This window comes from Fundidesulfovibrio sp. YSD1 (assembly GCF_055397115.1).
On sequence record NZ_AP043666.1, the window covers coordinates 2,875,039 to 2,889,645 of the forward strand.

Genomic DNA, 14,607 nt, shown 5'->3' on the forward strand with positions numbered 1-14,607 from the left:
TTCTTGAAAAACATGAACATGTTTTTCAAGAATAAAAATAATTATTTCAAATTATTATCCGGACGCCGCACCGAGACGCTCAGAAGCGGATGGGGGGCTTGCCCGCGCCGGCGAGCGCCAGGCGGGAGAGCTCCGTCCAGGCCTCGTCCGGTTGCCAGACTTCGAGTATCGCCTCCCGCGCGTCCCCGGGGGGCAACCCCTCGCGCAGCATCCGGTAGAGCGCGCAAAACATGGAGGCGCGCCAGTTCTTGGCGCAGTGCACGAGCACTTTCCGATGACGGTTGGCGGCGAGCCACTCCTGGAAGGCGAGGTAGTCCTCCAGGCGCGGGGCGTCCCAGCTCACGGGCTGCCAGGTGAAGTCCAGGCCGTGGCGGGCGCAGACGGCGGGCTCGTCGGGCAGGTGCCCGGTGGAGGCCTCGGTGGCCAGGTTGATCACGGCCTCGAAGCCCGCGTCCGCCAGGAGCGCGAACTCTTCGCGCCTCGGCTGGCCGCAGGAGGCCAGCCGGGCGTCGATGGGCGTGAAGTTGAGCAGGGACTCCAGCCTGTCCATGGCGGGAACGGGCTATTTCGCCAGGGAGGAGAGCTTGGCCAGGTCCAGCTGCGAGGCGGCCTGCTTGAGCACGGCCTCGTCTGCCGAGCCGCGCAGCTGCAACGACACCGCGAAGCGCGGCGGGACCATCAGCACCAGCTCGGCCTCGTTGTCCTTGGTGTGCAGGTAGAGCGAACCCTTGAAGCCGCTCACCGTGGCGGGCTTGACCACCTCGCCCGGGCTCTCCATCTCCACCTGGGCGGTGGCCGACATGGCCGCGCCCATGGCCGGGCCGCCGTCGAAGATCGTCACTTCCAGGATCAGCTCGCCCTTGGTGTACTCGATGCTGGCCTCGCTGGCCTCCACCGGGGACTTCACGGTCTGCCCAGTGGGCTCGCCCGCTTCCCAGCCCGGGAGCTTGACGGCGAGAAGCGGCATCAGCTCCTTGTAGCTGACCGGCTCGGCCTGGGCGGCCTGGGCCATGACGATGACGGAGAACAGGGCTGCGAACAGGGCGCGCTTGCGCATGATCCCTCCCGAGTGAGCGTGTAGGCCGGTTTTTCCAGAAACACGGTGTTTTGACAACAGCTAGCCTTGCCCGCAGGCGCGATTGCCACTACGGAGAAACCATGCGCCAGGACTCTTCCACTGTACTCGCGGCGGACATCGGCGGCACCAACGGCCGCTTCGCCCTGTTCGAGGCGGGGGGCGGCTTCCACAGGCCCGCGTTGCTCCGGGCGGAGACCCTGCCCACGCGGAGCTTCACCAGTTTCCCGGAGCTGGCCCGGGCGGCCATGGAGGTCCTGGGCCATCCCAGGCCCCAGGCGGCCGTGCTGGCCGTGGCCGGGCCGGTGGAGCGCGGGCGGGCCTGCCGCGCGCCGAACATCGCCTACGGCTTCGACCTGGACGCGCTGCCCGCCGGGCTGCTGCCCGTGCGCTCGCTTTTGGTCAACGACTTCACGGCCCAGGCCCACGGCTGCCGCCTGCTCGGCGAGGCCGGGTCGAGGGAGGTCCTGCCCGGGCGCATGGACGAGGAGTTGACCCAGGCCGTGGTCGGGCCGGGCACGGGCCTGGGCAAGGCCGCGCTGGTCCCGGACGGGCGGGGAGGGTACGCGGTCTGCGGCTCCGAGGGCGGTCACGCGGCGTTTCCCTTCAACGGCCGGGCCGAGCAGGATTTCCAGAATTTCGCGGCGGACGCGCTGAACGAGCCTTTCGTGCGCTGGGAGAGCGTGGTCTCGGGCTCGGGGCTGGCGCTCATCCACCGCTACCTCACGGGCGAGGAGCTCACGCCCCGGGAGGTGTCCGGGCGCCTGTCGGGGGACCACGCCACGGCCCGCTGGTTCGCCAGGTTTTTGGGCCGGGCCCTGCGCGACTACGCCCTGGAGGTGCTGGCCCGGGGCGGGGTGTACGTCTCGGGCGGGGTGGCGGCGAAAAACGGCTGGCTCCTGGACATGCCGGAGATGGCCCGGGAATTCAGGGCCAGCGCCACCCACGGGGCGCTCATGGCGGCCATCCCGGTGCGGCTGGTGGCGGACGAGTCCGTGGGCCTCATGGGCGCGGCCGCGCTGGCCTCGCGGCTGGCCGTGGGGGAGGCGCGCTAGGAGCGAGCCTCGATGTATTTGCCCAGGCGCGCGAGCCCCTCCTCGATGTTTTCCACCGAGTTGGCGTAGCTGAAGCGCAGGTAGCCTTCCGCGCCCGGGCCGAAGTCGATGCCCGGGGTCACGCCCACCAGGGCCTTCTCCAGGATGTCGCGGGCCAGGGCCAGGCTGTCCGGGCCCAGGTGGCGCGCGTCCGCCAGCACGTAGAAGGCCCCCTTGGGCTCCACGGGAGCCTTGAGCCCGAGCCTCGCCAGCCCCTCGATCAGCACCACCCGCCGCCTGGCGTACTCCGCAACCATCCGGGCCACGTCGGCCTCGCACTCGCCGAGCGCCGCGATGCCCGCCCACTGGGCCACGCTGCCGGCGCTTATGAAGAAATTCTGCTGCAGGCGCTGCATGGCCGCCACGTAGCGCCTGGGCGCGATCACCCAGCCGAGCCTCCAGCCGGTCATGGCCCAGAGCTTGGAGAAGCCGTTCAGCACGAAGCAGTCGTCCGTGAACTCCAGCGCGCAGCGCGAGCGTTCCCCGGCGTACTCCAGCCCGTGGTAGATCTCGTCCGAGACCACGGTGGGCCCCATGGCGCAGATGGCCTTCAGGTGCTCGCCGGGCATGATGGTGCCGGTGGGGTTGGAGGGCGAGTTGACCACCACGGCGCGCGGGGAGTCCGTAACGTGCGGGGCCAGGGTCTCCGGGGTGAACTGGAAGCCGTCCTCGGGGCGCGTCCTGGCGCGGCGCACCTGGCCGCCCGCGTAGGTGATGAAGTTGGGGTAGCAAGCGTAATGCGGGTCCGTGAGCACCACGGCGTCGCCCTTGTGCACGAGCGCGGAGAAGGTCAGGAGCATGGCGGGCGACGTGCCCGAGGTGACGACCACCCGGCCCGGGTCCACGTTGACGCCGTAGGTACGCTCGTACCAGGCGCAGATGGCCTCGCGCAGGGCGGGCAGGCCGAGCGAGTGCGTGTAGTGGGTCTGGCCGTCGCGGATGGCCTTGACCGCGGCCTCCTTCACGGGCTCCGGCGTGTCGAAGTCCGGCTCCCCGATCTGGAGGTGGATGACGTTCTTGCCCTCGCGCTCCAGGGCGCAGGCGCGCTCCAGGATGTCCATGACCAGAAACGACGATATGTTTTGGCAGACTGGGTTCGGCATGCTCTTTCCCGGGTTGTTTCGTTTGCGCAGGGAGGTAGGCGATCGGGGTCGGCTAGTCAAACGAAGAGACGCGCCCGCCGGGCTTGCCGTGGCCCCCTCCCGGGGCTAGTATCGAGGTTGGCCGCCCCACGGCGGCAATCCCCGCGAGGCTACACCCATGCACGAAGAATCGCTCGGCACCGTGATCCGCGACTACCTCACCGGCGAGGAGCTGGAGGAGACCTCCTACGAGGAGTTCCGCCAGGCCCTGGCAAGGCTGTTCGTGGAGGAGAGGGGCTACCCCAAGGACAGGCTCGAACCCAAGCGCGGGGTGTGCTTCCCCGTGGACGGGCAGGACTACACGCGCATGATCGACCTGACCGCCCTGGGCGAGCAGGGGGAGCCGCTCATGTTCGTGATCTTCTGTTCGGGCGAGCCCGGCTCCTACGTGCGCGAGGCCCTGGCGGCCGCCAGGCTCTCGAACCCGCCCGCGCCCCTGGCGCTGACCACGGACACCCGCTCGGCCGAGCTCATTGCCACGGCAACTGGCGAAAAGCTGGGCTCGGGCATGCGCGCAATCCCCTTCCACGCGGACCTCGCCGCCCTGGCCCAGGCCCACCCCGCGCCCGCGTTCACCCCGGACCAGCTCGAGCGCGAGCGCAGGATCCTCTACGCCTACTCCGAGATGCTCTCCGGCGGCTGCTGCACCGGCGCGTGCAGGCCCAAGGCCCGCAAGCCTTAAGCCGCCCCCCGGCAAACGAAGACGGCCGCCCGCGCTAATCGCGGGCGGCCGTCGTTTTTTTACCTTGGCGTATAAATCGAGGTTAGATGGCGTCGTCCCCGGTCTCGCCGGTGCGGATGCGCACCACCTCGTCCACGGGGGTGACGAAGATCTTGCCGTCGCCCACCTGGCCGGTGCGCGCGGCCTCCTGCGCGGCGGCGACCACGGCGGCCACGCGCGCGTCGTCCACCACCACCTCGATCTTGATCTTGTGCATGAAATCGACCTTGTACTCCGCCCCCCGGTAGATCTCCGTGTGCCCGCGCTGCCTGCCGAAGCCCTTCACGTCGGTCACGGTCATGCCCTTGACCCCGATGGCGGTCAGGGCCTGCTTCACGTCCTCCAGCTTGTGGGGGCGGGTGACTATTTCGATCTTCTTCATGGATGGACTCCTCGATTATTCGTTGTAGGCGGCTTCGTTGTGCTCGGCCACGTCCAGGCCCACGCCTTCCTTCTCGGGGTCCAGGCGCAGGCCCATGAAGGCGTTCACGGCCTTGAGGATCACGAAGCTGACAACGAAGGCATACGCGCCCACCACGGCGATGCCAAGGGCCTGGGTGCCCAGCTGGGCGGGGTTGCCGTAGAACAGGCCGTCCGCTCCGTTGGGGTTGACCGACTTCGTGGCCAGGAGCCCGGCCATGAGCGTGCCAAGAAGCCCGCCCAGGCCGTGGATGCCCACCACGTCCAGGCTGTCGTCGAAGCGCAGCCTGGACTTGAGCACCACCGCGAAATAGCAGCACAGCCCGGCGGTCAGGCCGATGAGCACGGCGCTGTTGGGCGTGACGTAGCCTGCGGCCGGGGTGATGGTGGCCAGGCCCGCGATGGCCCCGGAGGCCGCGCCCAGGGTGGTGGGCTTGCCCTGGTAGAGCCACTCCACCACGGTCCACATGGCCATGCCCGCCATGCCGCCCAGGTGGGTGGCGGTGAAGGCCGAGGCGGCCACGGAGTCGGCGGCCAGGGCGCTGCCCGCGTTGAAGCCGAACCAGCCGAACCAGAGGAGCCCGGTGCCGAGGAGCGTCATGGGCAGGTCGTGGGGGAAGAATTGACGCTTGCCGTGGTCCTTGCGCGGCCCGATCACGATCACGGCGGCCAGGGCGGCCGCGCCGCAGGTCAGGTGGACCACCAGCCCGCCCGCGAAGTCCAGGACGCCCATGGCCTTGAGGAACCCGCCGTTGCCCCAGACCCAGTGGCAGGCCGGGTTGTAGACCAGCACGGCCCAGGCCACGCTGAAAACGACGAAAGAGGAAAATTTCACGCGCTCGGCGAAGGCGCCGGTGATCAGCGCCGGGGTGATCACCGCGAACATGCACTGGTAGACCATGAACAGCACGTGCGGGATGGTCGGGGCGTAGTCGGCGTTGGGGGCCGCGCCCACTCCGGAGAGCCCGGCCCAGCTCAGGTCGCCTATGAAGCCGCCCACGTCCGGGCCGAAGCTCATGGAATAGCCCAGGTAGACCCACTCGATGCTGATGAGCGAGATCATGATGAAGCTCTGCATCAAGGTGCCGAGCACGTTCTTGCGCCGGACCATGCCCCCGTAGAACAGGGCCAGGCCCGGGGTCATGAGCAGCACCAGGGCCGCGCTGACAAGGATGAACGCGGTGTCTCCCGCCTGGATCATGGGTCTGCCTCCCGCCGTGGGGCGTTCGTATGGCCTGGCGAAGGGCCGCGTGTGCGTGCCGCGAAAACGCGCCCCGTGCGCGCTTCGCGCCCTTCGTTTCGATCCGGCCTCGATGGCGAGGGGCCGGAATCCGGGTCGTTGCCTGGGAATCGAGCCGTACAGCGCGAATGATGAATGACAATTTTGTCTTGAGGCTCGTTCGCAAGGGCCGACTTAACAAAAGTGTATTCGGAGAGCAAGAAGCTTCGGAGGGAAAAGTTTTCAAAAATGAAGAATTGCCGTCGTTTTTGAAAGGGAGGAAGGGAGAAGACCAGGGCTTCGCCCTGGACCCACCAGGGGGAGAAGCCTCCCCCTGGACCCCGGCGGGTTCCAGGGCAGAGCCCTGGTTGCATTTCCGGTCAGTGGACGTTGCGGCCGGCGGGCCCGGCCTCCCCGGCGGCGGCGTGGGCCGAGTGCTGGAGCACCGCGAGCATCTCGCCGATCTTGTCCTGGTCCACCTGCTCGCACATGGAGAGGAAGCGGTTGAGGTCGATGTCCGCGAAGATGATGAAGCTCTCGTCGCCCTTCTTGCTGAGCACGCCGATGCGGCCGGTCTCCTCGTCGTAGGCGTATTTGTCGCCGAGGATTTCCACGGCGTAGCCGCTGAGCATGGCGCGAAGCACGGTCAGGGCGTTGAAGGTCTGGTTGGTGAACATGAGCGCGTCCTTTTTTTGAAGCCTGGATTTTCCGGTACGGACAGTAAGAAGTAATCACTCCTTGGCGTCGTCAAGCAGACAAATGCAATTATGCTGCCACCGGAAGCGCGTGCTGGCAAAAACGTCAAACCGGGCATATGGTGGGGCTTACCCTCGCACGGTTTCGCGGGGGACTCGAACATGCGAACAAGGAGCTTCGCATATGAAAAGAAGAGCCTTCATCGGAGCGGCCGGGACCCTGGCCGCCGCCGTCGGCCTGGGGGCCGCGCCCCTGGCGGCCCAGACCGGGCAGCTGCCCGCCCCCAAGGGGACGGGAGGCAAGACCCTGGAGGAAGCCCTGCGCGCGAGGCGGACCGTCCGCGCCTACGCGGACACGCAACTGCCGTTCGAGGTGCTCTCCGGGCTTCTCTGGGCCGCCTTCGGCGTGAACAGGCCCGAGACCGGCGGCAGGACCGCGCCCTCGGCCCACAACAAGCAGGAGATCGACGTCTACGTGGCCAAGGCCGACGGCCTGTTCCTCTACGAGGCCAAGCCCCACGCCCTGAAGCAGGTGAAGCCGGGCGACCTGCGCGCCCTGACCGGGACGCAGTCCTACGCGGCAACCGCCCCGGTGAACCTGGTCTACGTCGCGCGCATGGACAAGGCCGCGGGCAGGACCGACGAGGAAAAGCTCTGCCTGGCCTGGGCGGACACGGGCTACGTCAGCCAGAACGTGTACCTCTACTGCGCGGCCATGGGCCTGGGCACGGTGGTGCGCGCCTCCATCGACACGGCGGCGCTGTCCTCGGCCATGGGCCTGGAGTCCACCCAGCGCATCATCATGGCCCAGTGCGTGGGCTACCCCAAGGCGTGACGCGGGGCGCTGCCCCGCACCCCGCAAGGGCTCCGCCCTTGACCCGGCAGGGGCATGATGCCCCTGCACCCCGCAATTGCTTCGCGTCGATCTCCGGTTGCATGAAAATCGGCCGCCCCTTCGCCTGGAAGTGAGCTTCCAGGCGAAGGGGCGGCCATATTTCAGGGCAAGGGTGAAGCCCGCGAAGCTATCGCCGGGTCAAGGGGGAGGCACTCCCCCTTGCGGGTCCGGGCGGAGCCCGGCGGGTGCAGGGCTATTCTTCGTCCTCGGTGGAGATGCAGTCGTTGGGGCAGTAGGCGATGGCCTGGCGGACAGTTTCCTGGTCCCCTTCGTGGGTCTTCAGAAAGGGGCGCTCCACGTCCGGGTCCATGCCGAAAATTTCCGGGGCGACTTCGGCGCACGCGCCGCAGCCGTGGCAGGGGACCAGATCGAGGTAGACCGGAACCGGGACGCTGACCTTGCTCATGAAGCCTCGCTTGGTTGAGGTTGCCCGCCGCGTTGCCGGGCGGTAGGATGGTTGACCGTCCGCGAATTCTAGGTCGCGCACGGAATTTGTCAACGCACGGCGCACGAATGCACTGCAACAAATGCGGCCGGGAGAACCCCGACGACGCCACCGCCTGCCGGGAGTGCGGGCACAAGCTCCAGTCCGGCCGGGCCGGGGCGCGTCCCGGCGAGGGGCGGGAGGGGCCTGGGCTTCTGCCGCCGCTTTCCGGGGCGGGCCCTGGCGCGCGCAAGAAGATGAGGCTCTTGGCCGAGGCCTGGGCCGTGGCCGCGCTGGTGTGGCTTTGCGCCTGGGGGGTCTTGCAGGCGGGGTTCGACTGGGCGCTCTATCCGTTGGCGGCCCTGGCGGCGGGCTACGCCTGGATGCGCGGCATCACGTGGGGGGATTGACGGGCCAGGCTCAGTCCGTGCCGCAGCACTGCACCACGCGCGGGGCGCGGCATTCGCCCCAGGTGGAGTTCACCGAGGCCTGGATGCATCCGGGCTGGGACTCGTAGGTCAGGCGCGCCGAGGCCATGTTGCCCTGCCAGGCCCTGCTGGTGACGACCACGTCCCTGTCGAAGACCTGGACGTAGAATTCGGTGAACTTGGCCGCGTAGTGGGTGTTGAAGACGTAGACCTCGTCGCGCTTGCCCACGAAGCGGAACTCGTCCACGCCCTTGCAGGTCAGCGAGGCAAGAATTTCCCGCAGCACGCAGCGCAGCACGGCCTCCTGGTCGGCGGCCCGCGCGGGCTGGGCGGGGATGAGCACGGCAAGAAGAAGGGCGGCAATGATTGTCTTCATCATGCCGCCCTTTTTTGCATCTTTCGTGCCCGCTAGTCCAGTTCGTATTCGGTCATCCAGTCGGCGTCGTCGGGCAGTTCCGGCTGGTCAGCCTTGGCGAACAGGCAGTCGCCCAGCACCAGGTAGTCCATCTCCGTGCGCATGAAGCAGCGGTAGGCGTCGGCCGGGGTGCAGACGATGGGCTCGCCGCGCACGTTGAAGCTGGTGTTCACCACCACCGCGCAGCCCTGGGTGCGCCGGAAGGTGTCGATGAGTTGCCAGTAGCGGGGGTTGACGTCCTTGCCCACGCTCTGGATGCGCGCGGAGAAGTCCACGTGGGTCACGGCGGGCACGTCCGAGCGGGTCACGTAGAGCCTGTCCCACATGCCCATGGAGTCGTAGCCCTCGGGCAGGGGCATCTGGCGCCCGGCCTGCACCGGGGCCACCATCAGCATGTAGGGCGAGGGGCGGTCGATCTCGAAGTAGTCGCCGATGGCCTCCTCCATCACGGAGGGGGCGAAGGGCCGGAAGCCCTCGCGGTACTTGATCTTCAGGTTGAGCTTCTTCTGCATCTCCGGGTTCCTGGGGTCGCCCAGGATGGAGCGGTTGCCGAGCGCCCTGGGGCCGTACTCCATGCGCCCCTGGAACCAGCCCACCACGTCGCCCTTGGCCAGGAGCGAGCAGACCTTCTCGCAGAGCTCGTCGAAGTTGTCGAACTGGGTGAACGGCGCGTGGTGGCGCGCGGCCACGCGCTTGACGTCGGAGAGCGAGAATTCGGGGCCGAGGTAGGCCCCGCGCATGGCGTCCTTGGGGCCCGCCGTGCGCTCCGCGCCCTTCCAGATGTGCCAGGCGGCCAGGGCCGAGCCCAGCGCGCCGCCCGCGTCGCCCGCGGCAGGCTGGATCCAGACGTCCTTGAAGATTCCCTTGCGCAGAAGCTTGCCGTTGGCCACGCAGTTGAGCGACACGCCGCCCGCCATGGTCAGGTACTCGGCGCCGGTGAGCTCCTTGGCGGTCTGGGCCAAAAGCAGGACCACGTCCTCCGTTACCTGCTGGATGGCCAGGGCCATGTCCATGTACTCCTGGGTCAGCTCGGTCTCGGCCGGGCGCTTGGGCAGGCCGAAGAGCTTCTCCCAGGCGGCGTCGTTGCACATGCGAAGCCCGGTGGCGTAGCTGAAGTAGTCCATGTTCAGGAGCATGGACCCGTCGGGGCGCACGTCCACGAGCTCGTCCAGGATCTTGCGCTTGTAGGTCTCAACGCGCTCCGAACCCGGGCTGCCGTAGGGGGCCAGGCCCATGAGCTTGTACTCGCCGGAGTTCACCTTGAAGCCGCAGTAGTAGGTGAAGGCCGAGTAGAGAAGCCCCAGCGAGTGCGGGAAGTCCAGCTCGCGCAGGAAGGTGATGTCCCTGCCCTTGCCGTGGCCGATGGCGGTGGTGGCCCACTCGCCCACGCCGTCGATGGTCAGGATGGCCGCCTCCTCGAAGGGCGAGGGGTAGAAGGCGCTGGCCGCGTGGGAGAGGTGGTGCTCGGGGAAGAGCACCTTGGGCTTGCCGGGGCCGAGCTTGGCGAATTCGTCGGAGAGCATCTTCTGCATGAAGAGCTTCTCCTTGATCCACACCGGCATGGCCGAGAGGAAGCTGCCGAGCCCGGAGGGCGCGAAACCGTGGTAGGTTTCCAGCAGGCGCTCGAACTTGAGGAAGGGCTTGTCGTAGAAGGCCACCGCCGTCAGGTCCTTGAGCGACAGCCCGGCCTCGGCCAGGCAGTAGGAGCAGGCGTTGGTGGGGAACGACGGGTCGTGCTTCCTGCGGGTGAAGCGTTCCTCGTGGGCGGCGGCCACGATCCGGCCGTCCATGATCAGGGCGGCGGCGGAGTCGTGGTAGTAGGCGGAGATGCCAAGGATGGCCTCGGGCATGGTGGTGATCCTTGACGCGCCGCCCGTCCGGAACGGAGACGGACGGCGCAGGGAAGGGTTTCGGCCTGGTCGGCCGTTTGGGCGGCTTCTAGAACAGCGTGTAGATGAAGGGCGCGATGGCCGTTCCGCTGGCGAGGATGAGCACGCCGAACAGCAACAGGACCAGGATGATCGGAAGCAGCCAGAATTTCTTGCGGACTTTCAGGAAGCCCCAGAGATCGCCGAAAAAGCTCATGTTGTTGGCACCTAATAAGGAGTTTCGATGTCTTTGCTGGTGAACTGGTGGTCGCGCACGCGGAAAACGCTGTCCGCGCCCTTCTTGAAGCCGCCGGTCTGCATGGAGTCCTTGCCCAGGGCCCGGCGCAGAAGCCCCACAGGCGTGAGCACCACGAAGAACACCACGGAGAGAAGCACCTTGGACATCACCGAGCCCAGCACGTGCGAGAGCCCGAACCAGAGCTTGGCGGCGGGCTTGTAGGCCTGGGGCCAGATCATGTCCAGAAGCAGCAGCAGGATGGCCCAGCCCACGAAGTCGCGCCGGTTGGCGAACCAGGCCACGAGCAGGCAGATCAGCACCAGGGCCATGCCCGTGTCGCGTGCCTGGGCCTTGGTGGCGGAGAGCCAGAAGGAGCCTTTTTTCGATGTGTTGCCCATGTTTCCCCTCGAAAATCCCGCGCACAATGCCAGAACGCAAGCTGCGAGGCAAGCCCGGCCGTCATGGCCCGCCCGCTGGCCGCGGCGGAGCGGTTGCGCGCCGTTTCGGACGCGCTCTTGAACCCCTCCCGCAAAACAATTAGGGAGTGTCGGCCGGAGACGTTTTCACCCGGCACCGGGGGATGTCCATGCTCTTGTTTCTCGTCCTGGCCGCGCTTCTGGCCGCCCTGCACCTGGTTTTCCTGCTGCCCGGCGTGCGCCGGGGCTCGCCCGGGCTGCGCTCGGGCCTGGCCTCGTTCCTCCTGGCCCTGGATTCGCTCTTCGTGGCGCTTCTGCTGCTGGAATTCTACTTCGCCAAGATCCACGACCAGTCCGACGGCTTCAACCTGACCCATGCCGGGCGCACCTGGTTCGAGCGCCACTGGAAGCCGGTCAACTCCCTGGGCTACCGCGACGCCGAACCCGTGGCCCCTGCGCCCGGGCAGAAGGCCCTGGTGGTGCTGGGCGACTCCTTCGCGGCCGGTCACGGCCTGGAGGACGCCTCGGCGCGCTTCCCGGACGTGGCCGCCCGCCACCTGGGCCAGGGCTGGAAGGTCTACAACGCCTCCAAGATCGGCTGGGACACCGTGGACGAGACCAACGCCCTCAAGGCCTTCCCAGTCAAGCCCGACGTGGTGGTGCTGGCCTACTACCTGAACGACATCTTCCACGCGGCCGGCGAGGCCAAATACCCCCTGACCTTCGCCGTGAACCTGCCCACGGGCCTGACCAAGGCCGTGCTCGACCGCTCCGCCCTGGCGGACTACCTCTACTGGCGCTTCGCGCGCGGCGGGAACCTCTCCGGAGGAGCCACCACCTTCTGGGACTCGCTCAAGGGGGCCTACGCCGACCCCAAGGTCTGGGGGCTGCACAGCGCCGAGATGCGTGAGCTGGCGGATTACTGCAAGGCTGGCGGCATCCGCCTGATGGTGGTGATCTTCCCCATGCTCCAGGCCCCGGCCGAGAGCGCGCCGCTCACCGGCAAGGTGGCGACCGAGTTCGCGAACCTGGGCGCGGAGGTGCTGGACCTGACCCCCGCCTTCACCGGCAGGCCCGCCAAGGAGCTGGTGGTCAACCCCCTGGACGCCCACCCCAGCAAGGCCGTGCACGCCCAGGTGGGCGAGATGCTCGCCCGCGCCGTCGCGCCCAAGCCCGGAAACTAGGCGGATCAAGCGGCGTGATGGGGTGCGTGAACACCGGATTTCTGCGCGAATTCGTTTTGTGGAGAGTTTCTCGGCTTGAGTGATGTGCATTGCTCATGATCAGGTCAAACTCTGACCGCACGGCGCTGCAGGAATAGAGGGGTGCAAGAATCCCTACTTGTTCCGTTTGGACGTTGTTCTTAGCCGGAAAATGTAGTAGTCTTATTGATTGGGTGGTATGATGTGTTTTGTAAAGTCTGGAGATGTTCTGTTTACACATGCTGTTTGCAGTATGTGAGTCACTGTCTGCAGAATAATAAAGTGGATTTTTCCTTATGCATAGAGATAAGGCAATGGTGTTGTTGTGTGTCTTTGCGATTGTTGCTGTTTTTGGCTTATGTATTGAGCATGCAATGTGCTTTGCTTCAGACGTAGGCCAGGCATCTGCTCCAAAAAGTATTCTAGAAGATGGCAATGTATCAAATAGTCCGGTTCCGTCTGCAAGGAAAAGCCAAAAACAAAATATAAAAGGTGACAAGCCGACAGCAAGCAAGGATGTCAAGATTGAGAGCAAAGAGAATCGCGTTGTTTTTTTTGATGATTTTCGATCAAATGTGAATAACTGGGAAACGTGTAACGATAAGTCGGCACATCTTTACGTTGATAATGGGTATTACATTTCTCACAAAAGAAATGAGCGCAGTTGGGTGGTTTTTGCTGACATAGGGCTGAAATCTGAATCAAAATTTACTATCGAAACTGAAATCATAAAAAACGACGGAGATTTGGATCAAGGGTACGGGTTGCTTTGGGGATTTGTTGTTGATCCACGAGAGTACAACTCATTCTCCATTTGTGGAACTGGGAGCTTTAAAATAGAATCACGATCGGGACGGGTTGACACTATTGTCGTTGACTGGACAAAATCTTCAGCGATCAAGACTGGAAATGGCGTTACGAATAAGCTTGCAATAAAACGGGATGGTGAAGTGAATGTTTATTTCATCAATGACCAGGAGGTGACAAGAACGAAGTTCATGGCGCCTGTAAATGGGAATGCTGGGTTTATTGTGGTGAAGAAGCAATCAATCACTGTTTCATATCTGAGGCATATTGTTTCGGAGTAGTGCACTAGAAACGATATGGCCACTGTGCCGAATTCGTTGGCTCGCCTCGCTCGCCCGGCGTATCGCCCGCACCCGTCAGGCACTTCCTCTCGACGGTCCCGCCCCTTTTCGTATCTGTTCCGCCTCTCGATTCGATAGCCATCCCCGATACCAATCCTCCCCGGCAATCACCACTAGCGATTGGCGTTACTCCCTCAATCCATTGTATCCCGTGACAAAATCAAAAGGGGAGCCGTCCGTGGGCAGGATATTCTACGTCGCGGTCAGGGTCGCGCTGGCCTTGGCGTTTCTCGTGGCCGGGGTGATCAAGCTCGCCAGGCCCGAGGTCTTCGCGGTCACGGTGCGCGCCTTCGGCATCCTGCCGGACGCCCTGGTGGGGCCTTTGTCCATCGCCCTGCCCGCCGTGGAGGTCGCGGCAGCCGTGATGCTCCTTTTCGACGTGCGCGGCGGGCTTGCCCTCACGGCCGGTCTGCTCGGGGTGTTCGTGGCCATCCTGGTCTACGCCCTGCGCATGGGCCTGGACATCGACTGCGGCTGCTACGGGCCGTCGGACCCGGAGCGCGAGGCCTTCGGCTCCATCCGGCAGGCCCTCTGGAGGGATTCGGCCATGCTTCTTTGCGTGGCGTACGTGTACTGGTGGAAATCGAGGGCGGGGCGGACGGAGACGGTCCGGGCCGCCGCCTGAGGGGCACATTCAACCGACTGGAGGTCTTGCATGGCTTTTCGTTTCTTCGCCGCCGTTGCCGCCGCCGTGGCGATCCTCACCGCCGGCGCCGCCGGCGCCTTCGCCAAGGACATGTTCGAGGAAGAGGTGGACAAGGACACGCTGTCCGTGAAGCTCGCCCGCGAGACCGTGCAGGGCGGCTACGGACTGGTCACCGCCGAGGAACTCAAGAAGATGATGGACGAGAAGAAGCCCATGCTCGTGGTGGACACCATGCCCTACGAGGCCAGCTTCAAGAAGGCTCACGTGCCCGGCGCGGTGGCCTTCGAGTTCCCCATCGAGCCCATGGAAACCTGGGACGCGGCCAAGACCGGCGGCAAGACCGAGAAGGACTTCGAGAAGCTCCTGGGGCCGGACAAGAAGAAGCTCCTGGTGTTCTACTGCGGGTTCGTCAAGTGCACCCGCAGCCACAACGGCGCGCTGTGGGCCAAGAAGCTGGGCTACACCAACATCGTGCGCTTCCCCGGCGGCATCTACGCCTGGCAGGGCGCCAAGTACCCCGTGGAGAGCGAGAAGTAGCCCGCGCGGCGAAAGACGAGCGTG

At 65.7% G+C, this 14,607-nt stretch carries 19 protein-coding genes; 8 read left to right on the top strand and 11 right to left on the bottom strand.

All coding sequences use genetic code 11. The features are described 5' to 3' along the window. Positions 1-79 precede the first annotated feature (79 nt). Both ACZ5V4_RS13410 and ACZ5V4_RS13415 read right to left on the bottom strand, forming a co-directional pair. Positions 80-550 carry a protein tyrosine phosphatase family protein gene (locus ACZ5V4_RS13410; protein WP_464315367.1) on the bottom strand — a complete coding sequence of 157 codons (471 nt, stop codon included), beginning with the start codon at positions 548-550 and terminating at the stop codon, positions 80-82. 12 nt (positions 551-562) lie between these two features. Further along, the gene (locus tag ACZ5V4_RS13415) at positions 563-1,057 is read right to left on the bottom strand and encodes a hypothetical protein (RefSeq protein WP_464315368.1); all 495 of its coding nucleotides are present in this window, start codon (positions 1,055-1,057) and stop codon (positions 563-565) included. Between the two features lie 101 nt (positions 1,058-1,158). Here ACZ5V4_RS13415 and ACZ5V4_RS13420 point away from each other — a divergent pair, with 101 nt between their 5' ends. Then, positions 1,159-2,130, top strand: coding sequence for a glucokinase (locus ACZ5V4_RS13420; RefSeq protein WP_464315369.1), 972 nt, complete (start codon positions 1,159-1,161; stop codon positions 2,128-2,130). Here the strand turns inward: ACZ5V4_RS13420 and ACZ5V4_RS13425 are convergent. Then, positions 2,127-3,272, bottom strand: coding sequence for a pyridoxal phosphate-dependent aminotransferase (locus tag ACZ5V4_RS13425; RefSeq protein ID WP_464315370.1), 1,146 nt, complete (start codon positions 3,270-3,272; stop codon positions 2,127-2,129). The two genes, ACZ5V4_RS13420 and ACZ5V4_RS13425, sit on opposite strands and share 4 nt — an antisense overlap. Before the next feature lie 157 nt (positions 3,273-3,429). On the opposite strand from ACZ5V4_RS13425, the gene ACZ5V4_RS13430 reads away from it, so the two are divergent. After that, a complete protein-coding gene (locus ACZ5V4_RS13430) occupies positions 3,430-3,993 on the top strand; it encodes a type I restriction endonuclease subunit R (protein ID WP_464315371.1) in 564 nt (187 codons plus the stop codon). 82 nt (positions 3,994-4,075) lie between these two features. On the opposite strand, the gene ACZ5V4_RS13435 is transcribed toward ACZ5V4_RS13430, so the two are convergent. The 3 genes from ACZ5V4_RS13435 to ACZ5V4_RS13445 all read right to left on the bottom strand — a co-directional run bounded on the left by ACZ5V4_RS13435 (position 4,076) and on the right by ACZ5V4_RS13445 (position 6,348). Further along, positions 4,076-4,414 (bottom strand): P-II family nitrogen regulator, encoded by a 339-nt coding sequence (locus ACZ5V4_RS13435; RefSeq protein WP_464315372.1) that lies wholly within the window; start codon positions 4,412-4,414, stop codon positions 4,076-4,078. A gap of 15 nt (positions 4,415-4,429) precedes the next feature. Further along, a complete protein-coding gene (locus tag ACZ5V4_RS13440) occupies positions 4,430-5,653 on the bottom strand; it encodes an ammonium transporter (protein ID WP_464315373.1) in 1,224 nt (407 codons plus the stop codon). Between the two features lie 398 nt (positions 5,654-6,051). Continuing rightward, positions 6,052-6,348 (bottom strand): hypothetical protein, encoded by a 297-nt coding sequence (locus tag ACZ5V4_RS13445; RefSeq protein ID WP_464315374.1) that lies wholly within the window; start codon positions 6,346-6,348, stop codon positions 6,052-6,054. A 202-nt stretch (positions 6,349-6,550) separates the two neighbouring features. Here ACZ5V4_RS13445 and ACZ5V4_RS13450 point away from each other — a divergent pair, with 202 nt between their 5' ends. Further along, positions 6,551-7,201 carry a SagB/ThcOx family dehydrogenase gene (locus ACZ5V4_RS13450; protein ID WP_464315375.1) on the top strand — a complete coding sequence of 217 codons (651 nt, stop codon included), beginning with the start codon at positions 6,551-6,553 and terminating at the stop codon, positions 7,199-7,201. Between the two features lie 253 nt (positions 7,202-7,454). On the opposite strand, the gene ACZ5V4_RS13455 is transcribed toward ACZ5V4_RS13450, so the two are convergent. Further along, on the bottom strand, positions 7,455-7,667 hold the full coding sequence (locus tag ACZ5V4_RS13455) for a ferredoxin (RefSeq protein WP_464315376.1): 213 nt from the start codon (positions 7,665-7,667) through the stop codon (positions 7,455-7,457). Between the two features lie 107 nt (positions 7,668-7,774). On the opposite strand from ACZ5V4_RS13455, the gene ACZ5V4_RS13460 reads away from it, so the two are divergent. Next, entirely contained in the window at positions 7,775-8,095 is a 321-nt protein-coding gene (locus ACZ5V4_RS13460) for a zinc-ribbon domain-containing protein (RefSeq protein ID WP_464315377.1), read from the top strand. A 10-nt stretch (positions 8,096-8,105) separates the two neighbouring features. On the opposite strand, the gene ACZ5V4_RS13465 is transcribed toward ACZ5V4_RS13460, so the two are convergent. The 4 genes from ACZ5V4_RS13465 to ACZ5V4_RS13480 form a co-directional block, all read right to left on the bottom strand. Further along, positions 8,106-8,489, bottom strand: a complete 384-nt coding sequence (locus ACZ5V4_RS13465; RefSeq protein ID WP_464315378.1) for a hypothetical protein — start codon at positions 8,487-8,489, stop codon at positions 8,106-8,108. 32 nt (positions 8,490-8,521) lie between these two features. Continuing rightward, positions 8,522-10,378, bottom strand: coding sequence for a carbamoyltransferase family protein (locus ACZ5V4_RS13470; RefSeq protein ID WP_464315379.1), 1,857 nt, complete (start codon positions 10,376-10,378; stop codon positions 8,522-8,524). A gap of 88 nt (positions 10,379-10,466) precedes the next feature. Beyond that, the gene (locus ACZ5V4_RS13475) at positions 10,467-10,613 is read right to left on the bottom strand and encodes a DUF5989 family protein (RefSeq protein ID WP_464315380.1); all 147 of its coding nucleotides are present in this window, start codon (positions 10,611-10,613) and stop codon (positions 10,467-10,469) included. An 11-nt stretch (positions 10,614-10,624) separates the two neighbouring features. Next, complete coding sequence (locus ACZ5V4_RS13480) at positions 10,625-11,032, bottom strand: SxtJ family membrane protein (protein WP_464315381.1); 408 nt, start codon at positions 11,030-11,032, stop codon at positions 10,625-10,627. Between the two features lie 188 nt (positions 11,033-11,220). On the opposite strand from ACZ5V4_RS13480, the gene ACZ5V4_RS13485 reads away from it, so the two are divergent. The 4 genes from ACZ5V4_RS13485 to ACZ5V4_RS13500 all read left to right on the top strand — a co-directional run bounded on the left by ACZ5V4_RS13485 (position 11,221) and on the right by ACZ5V4_RS13500 (position 14,583). Beyond that, positions 11,221-12,234 (top strand): SGNH/GDSL hydrolase family protein, encoded by a 1,014-nt coding sequence (locus ACZ5V4_RS13485; RefSeq protein ID WP_464315382.1) that lies wholly within the window; start codon positions 11,221-11,223, stop codon positions 12,232-12,234. A gap of 314 nt (positions 12,235-12,548) precedes the next feature. Next, a complete protein-coding gene (locus ACZ5V4_RS13490; protein ID WP_464315383.1) occupies positions 12,549-13,340 on the top strand; it encodes a hypothetical protein in 792 nt (263 codons plus the stop codon). A 238-nt stretch (positions 13,341-13,578) separates the two neighbouring features. Further along, on the top strand, positions 13,579-14,025 hold the full coding sequence (locus ACZ5V4_RS13495) for a MauE/DoxX family redox-associated membrane protein (protein ID WP_464315384.1): 447 nt from the start codon (positions 13,579-13,581) through the stop codon (positions 14,023-14,025). A gap of 30 nt (positions 14,026-14,055) precedes the next feature. Next, entirely contained in the window at positions 14,056-14,583 is a 528-nt protein-coding gene (locus tag ACZ5V4_RS13500) for a rhodanese-like domain-containing protein (protein ID WP_464315385.1), read from the top strand. Positions 14,584-14,607: the final 24 nt, after the last annotated feature.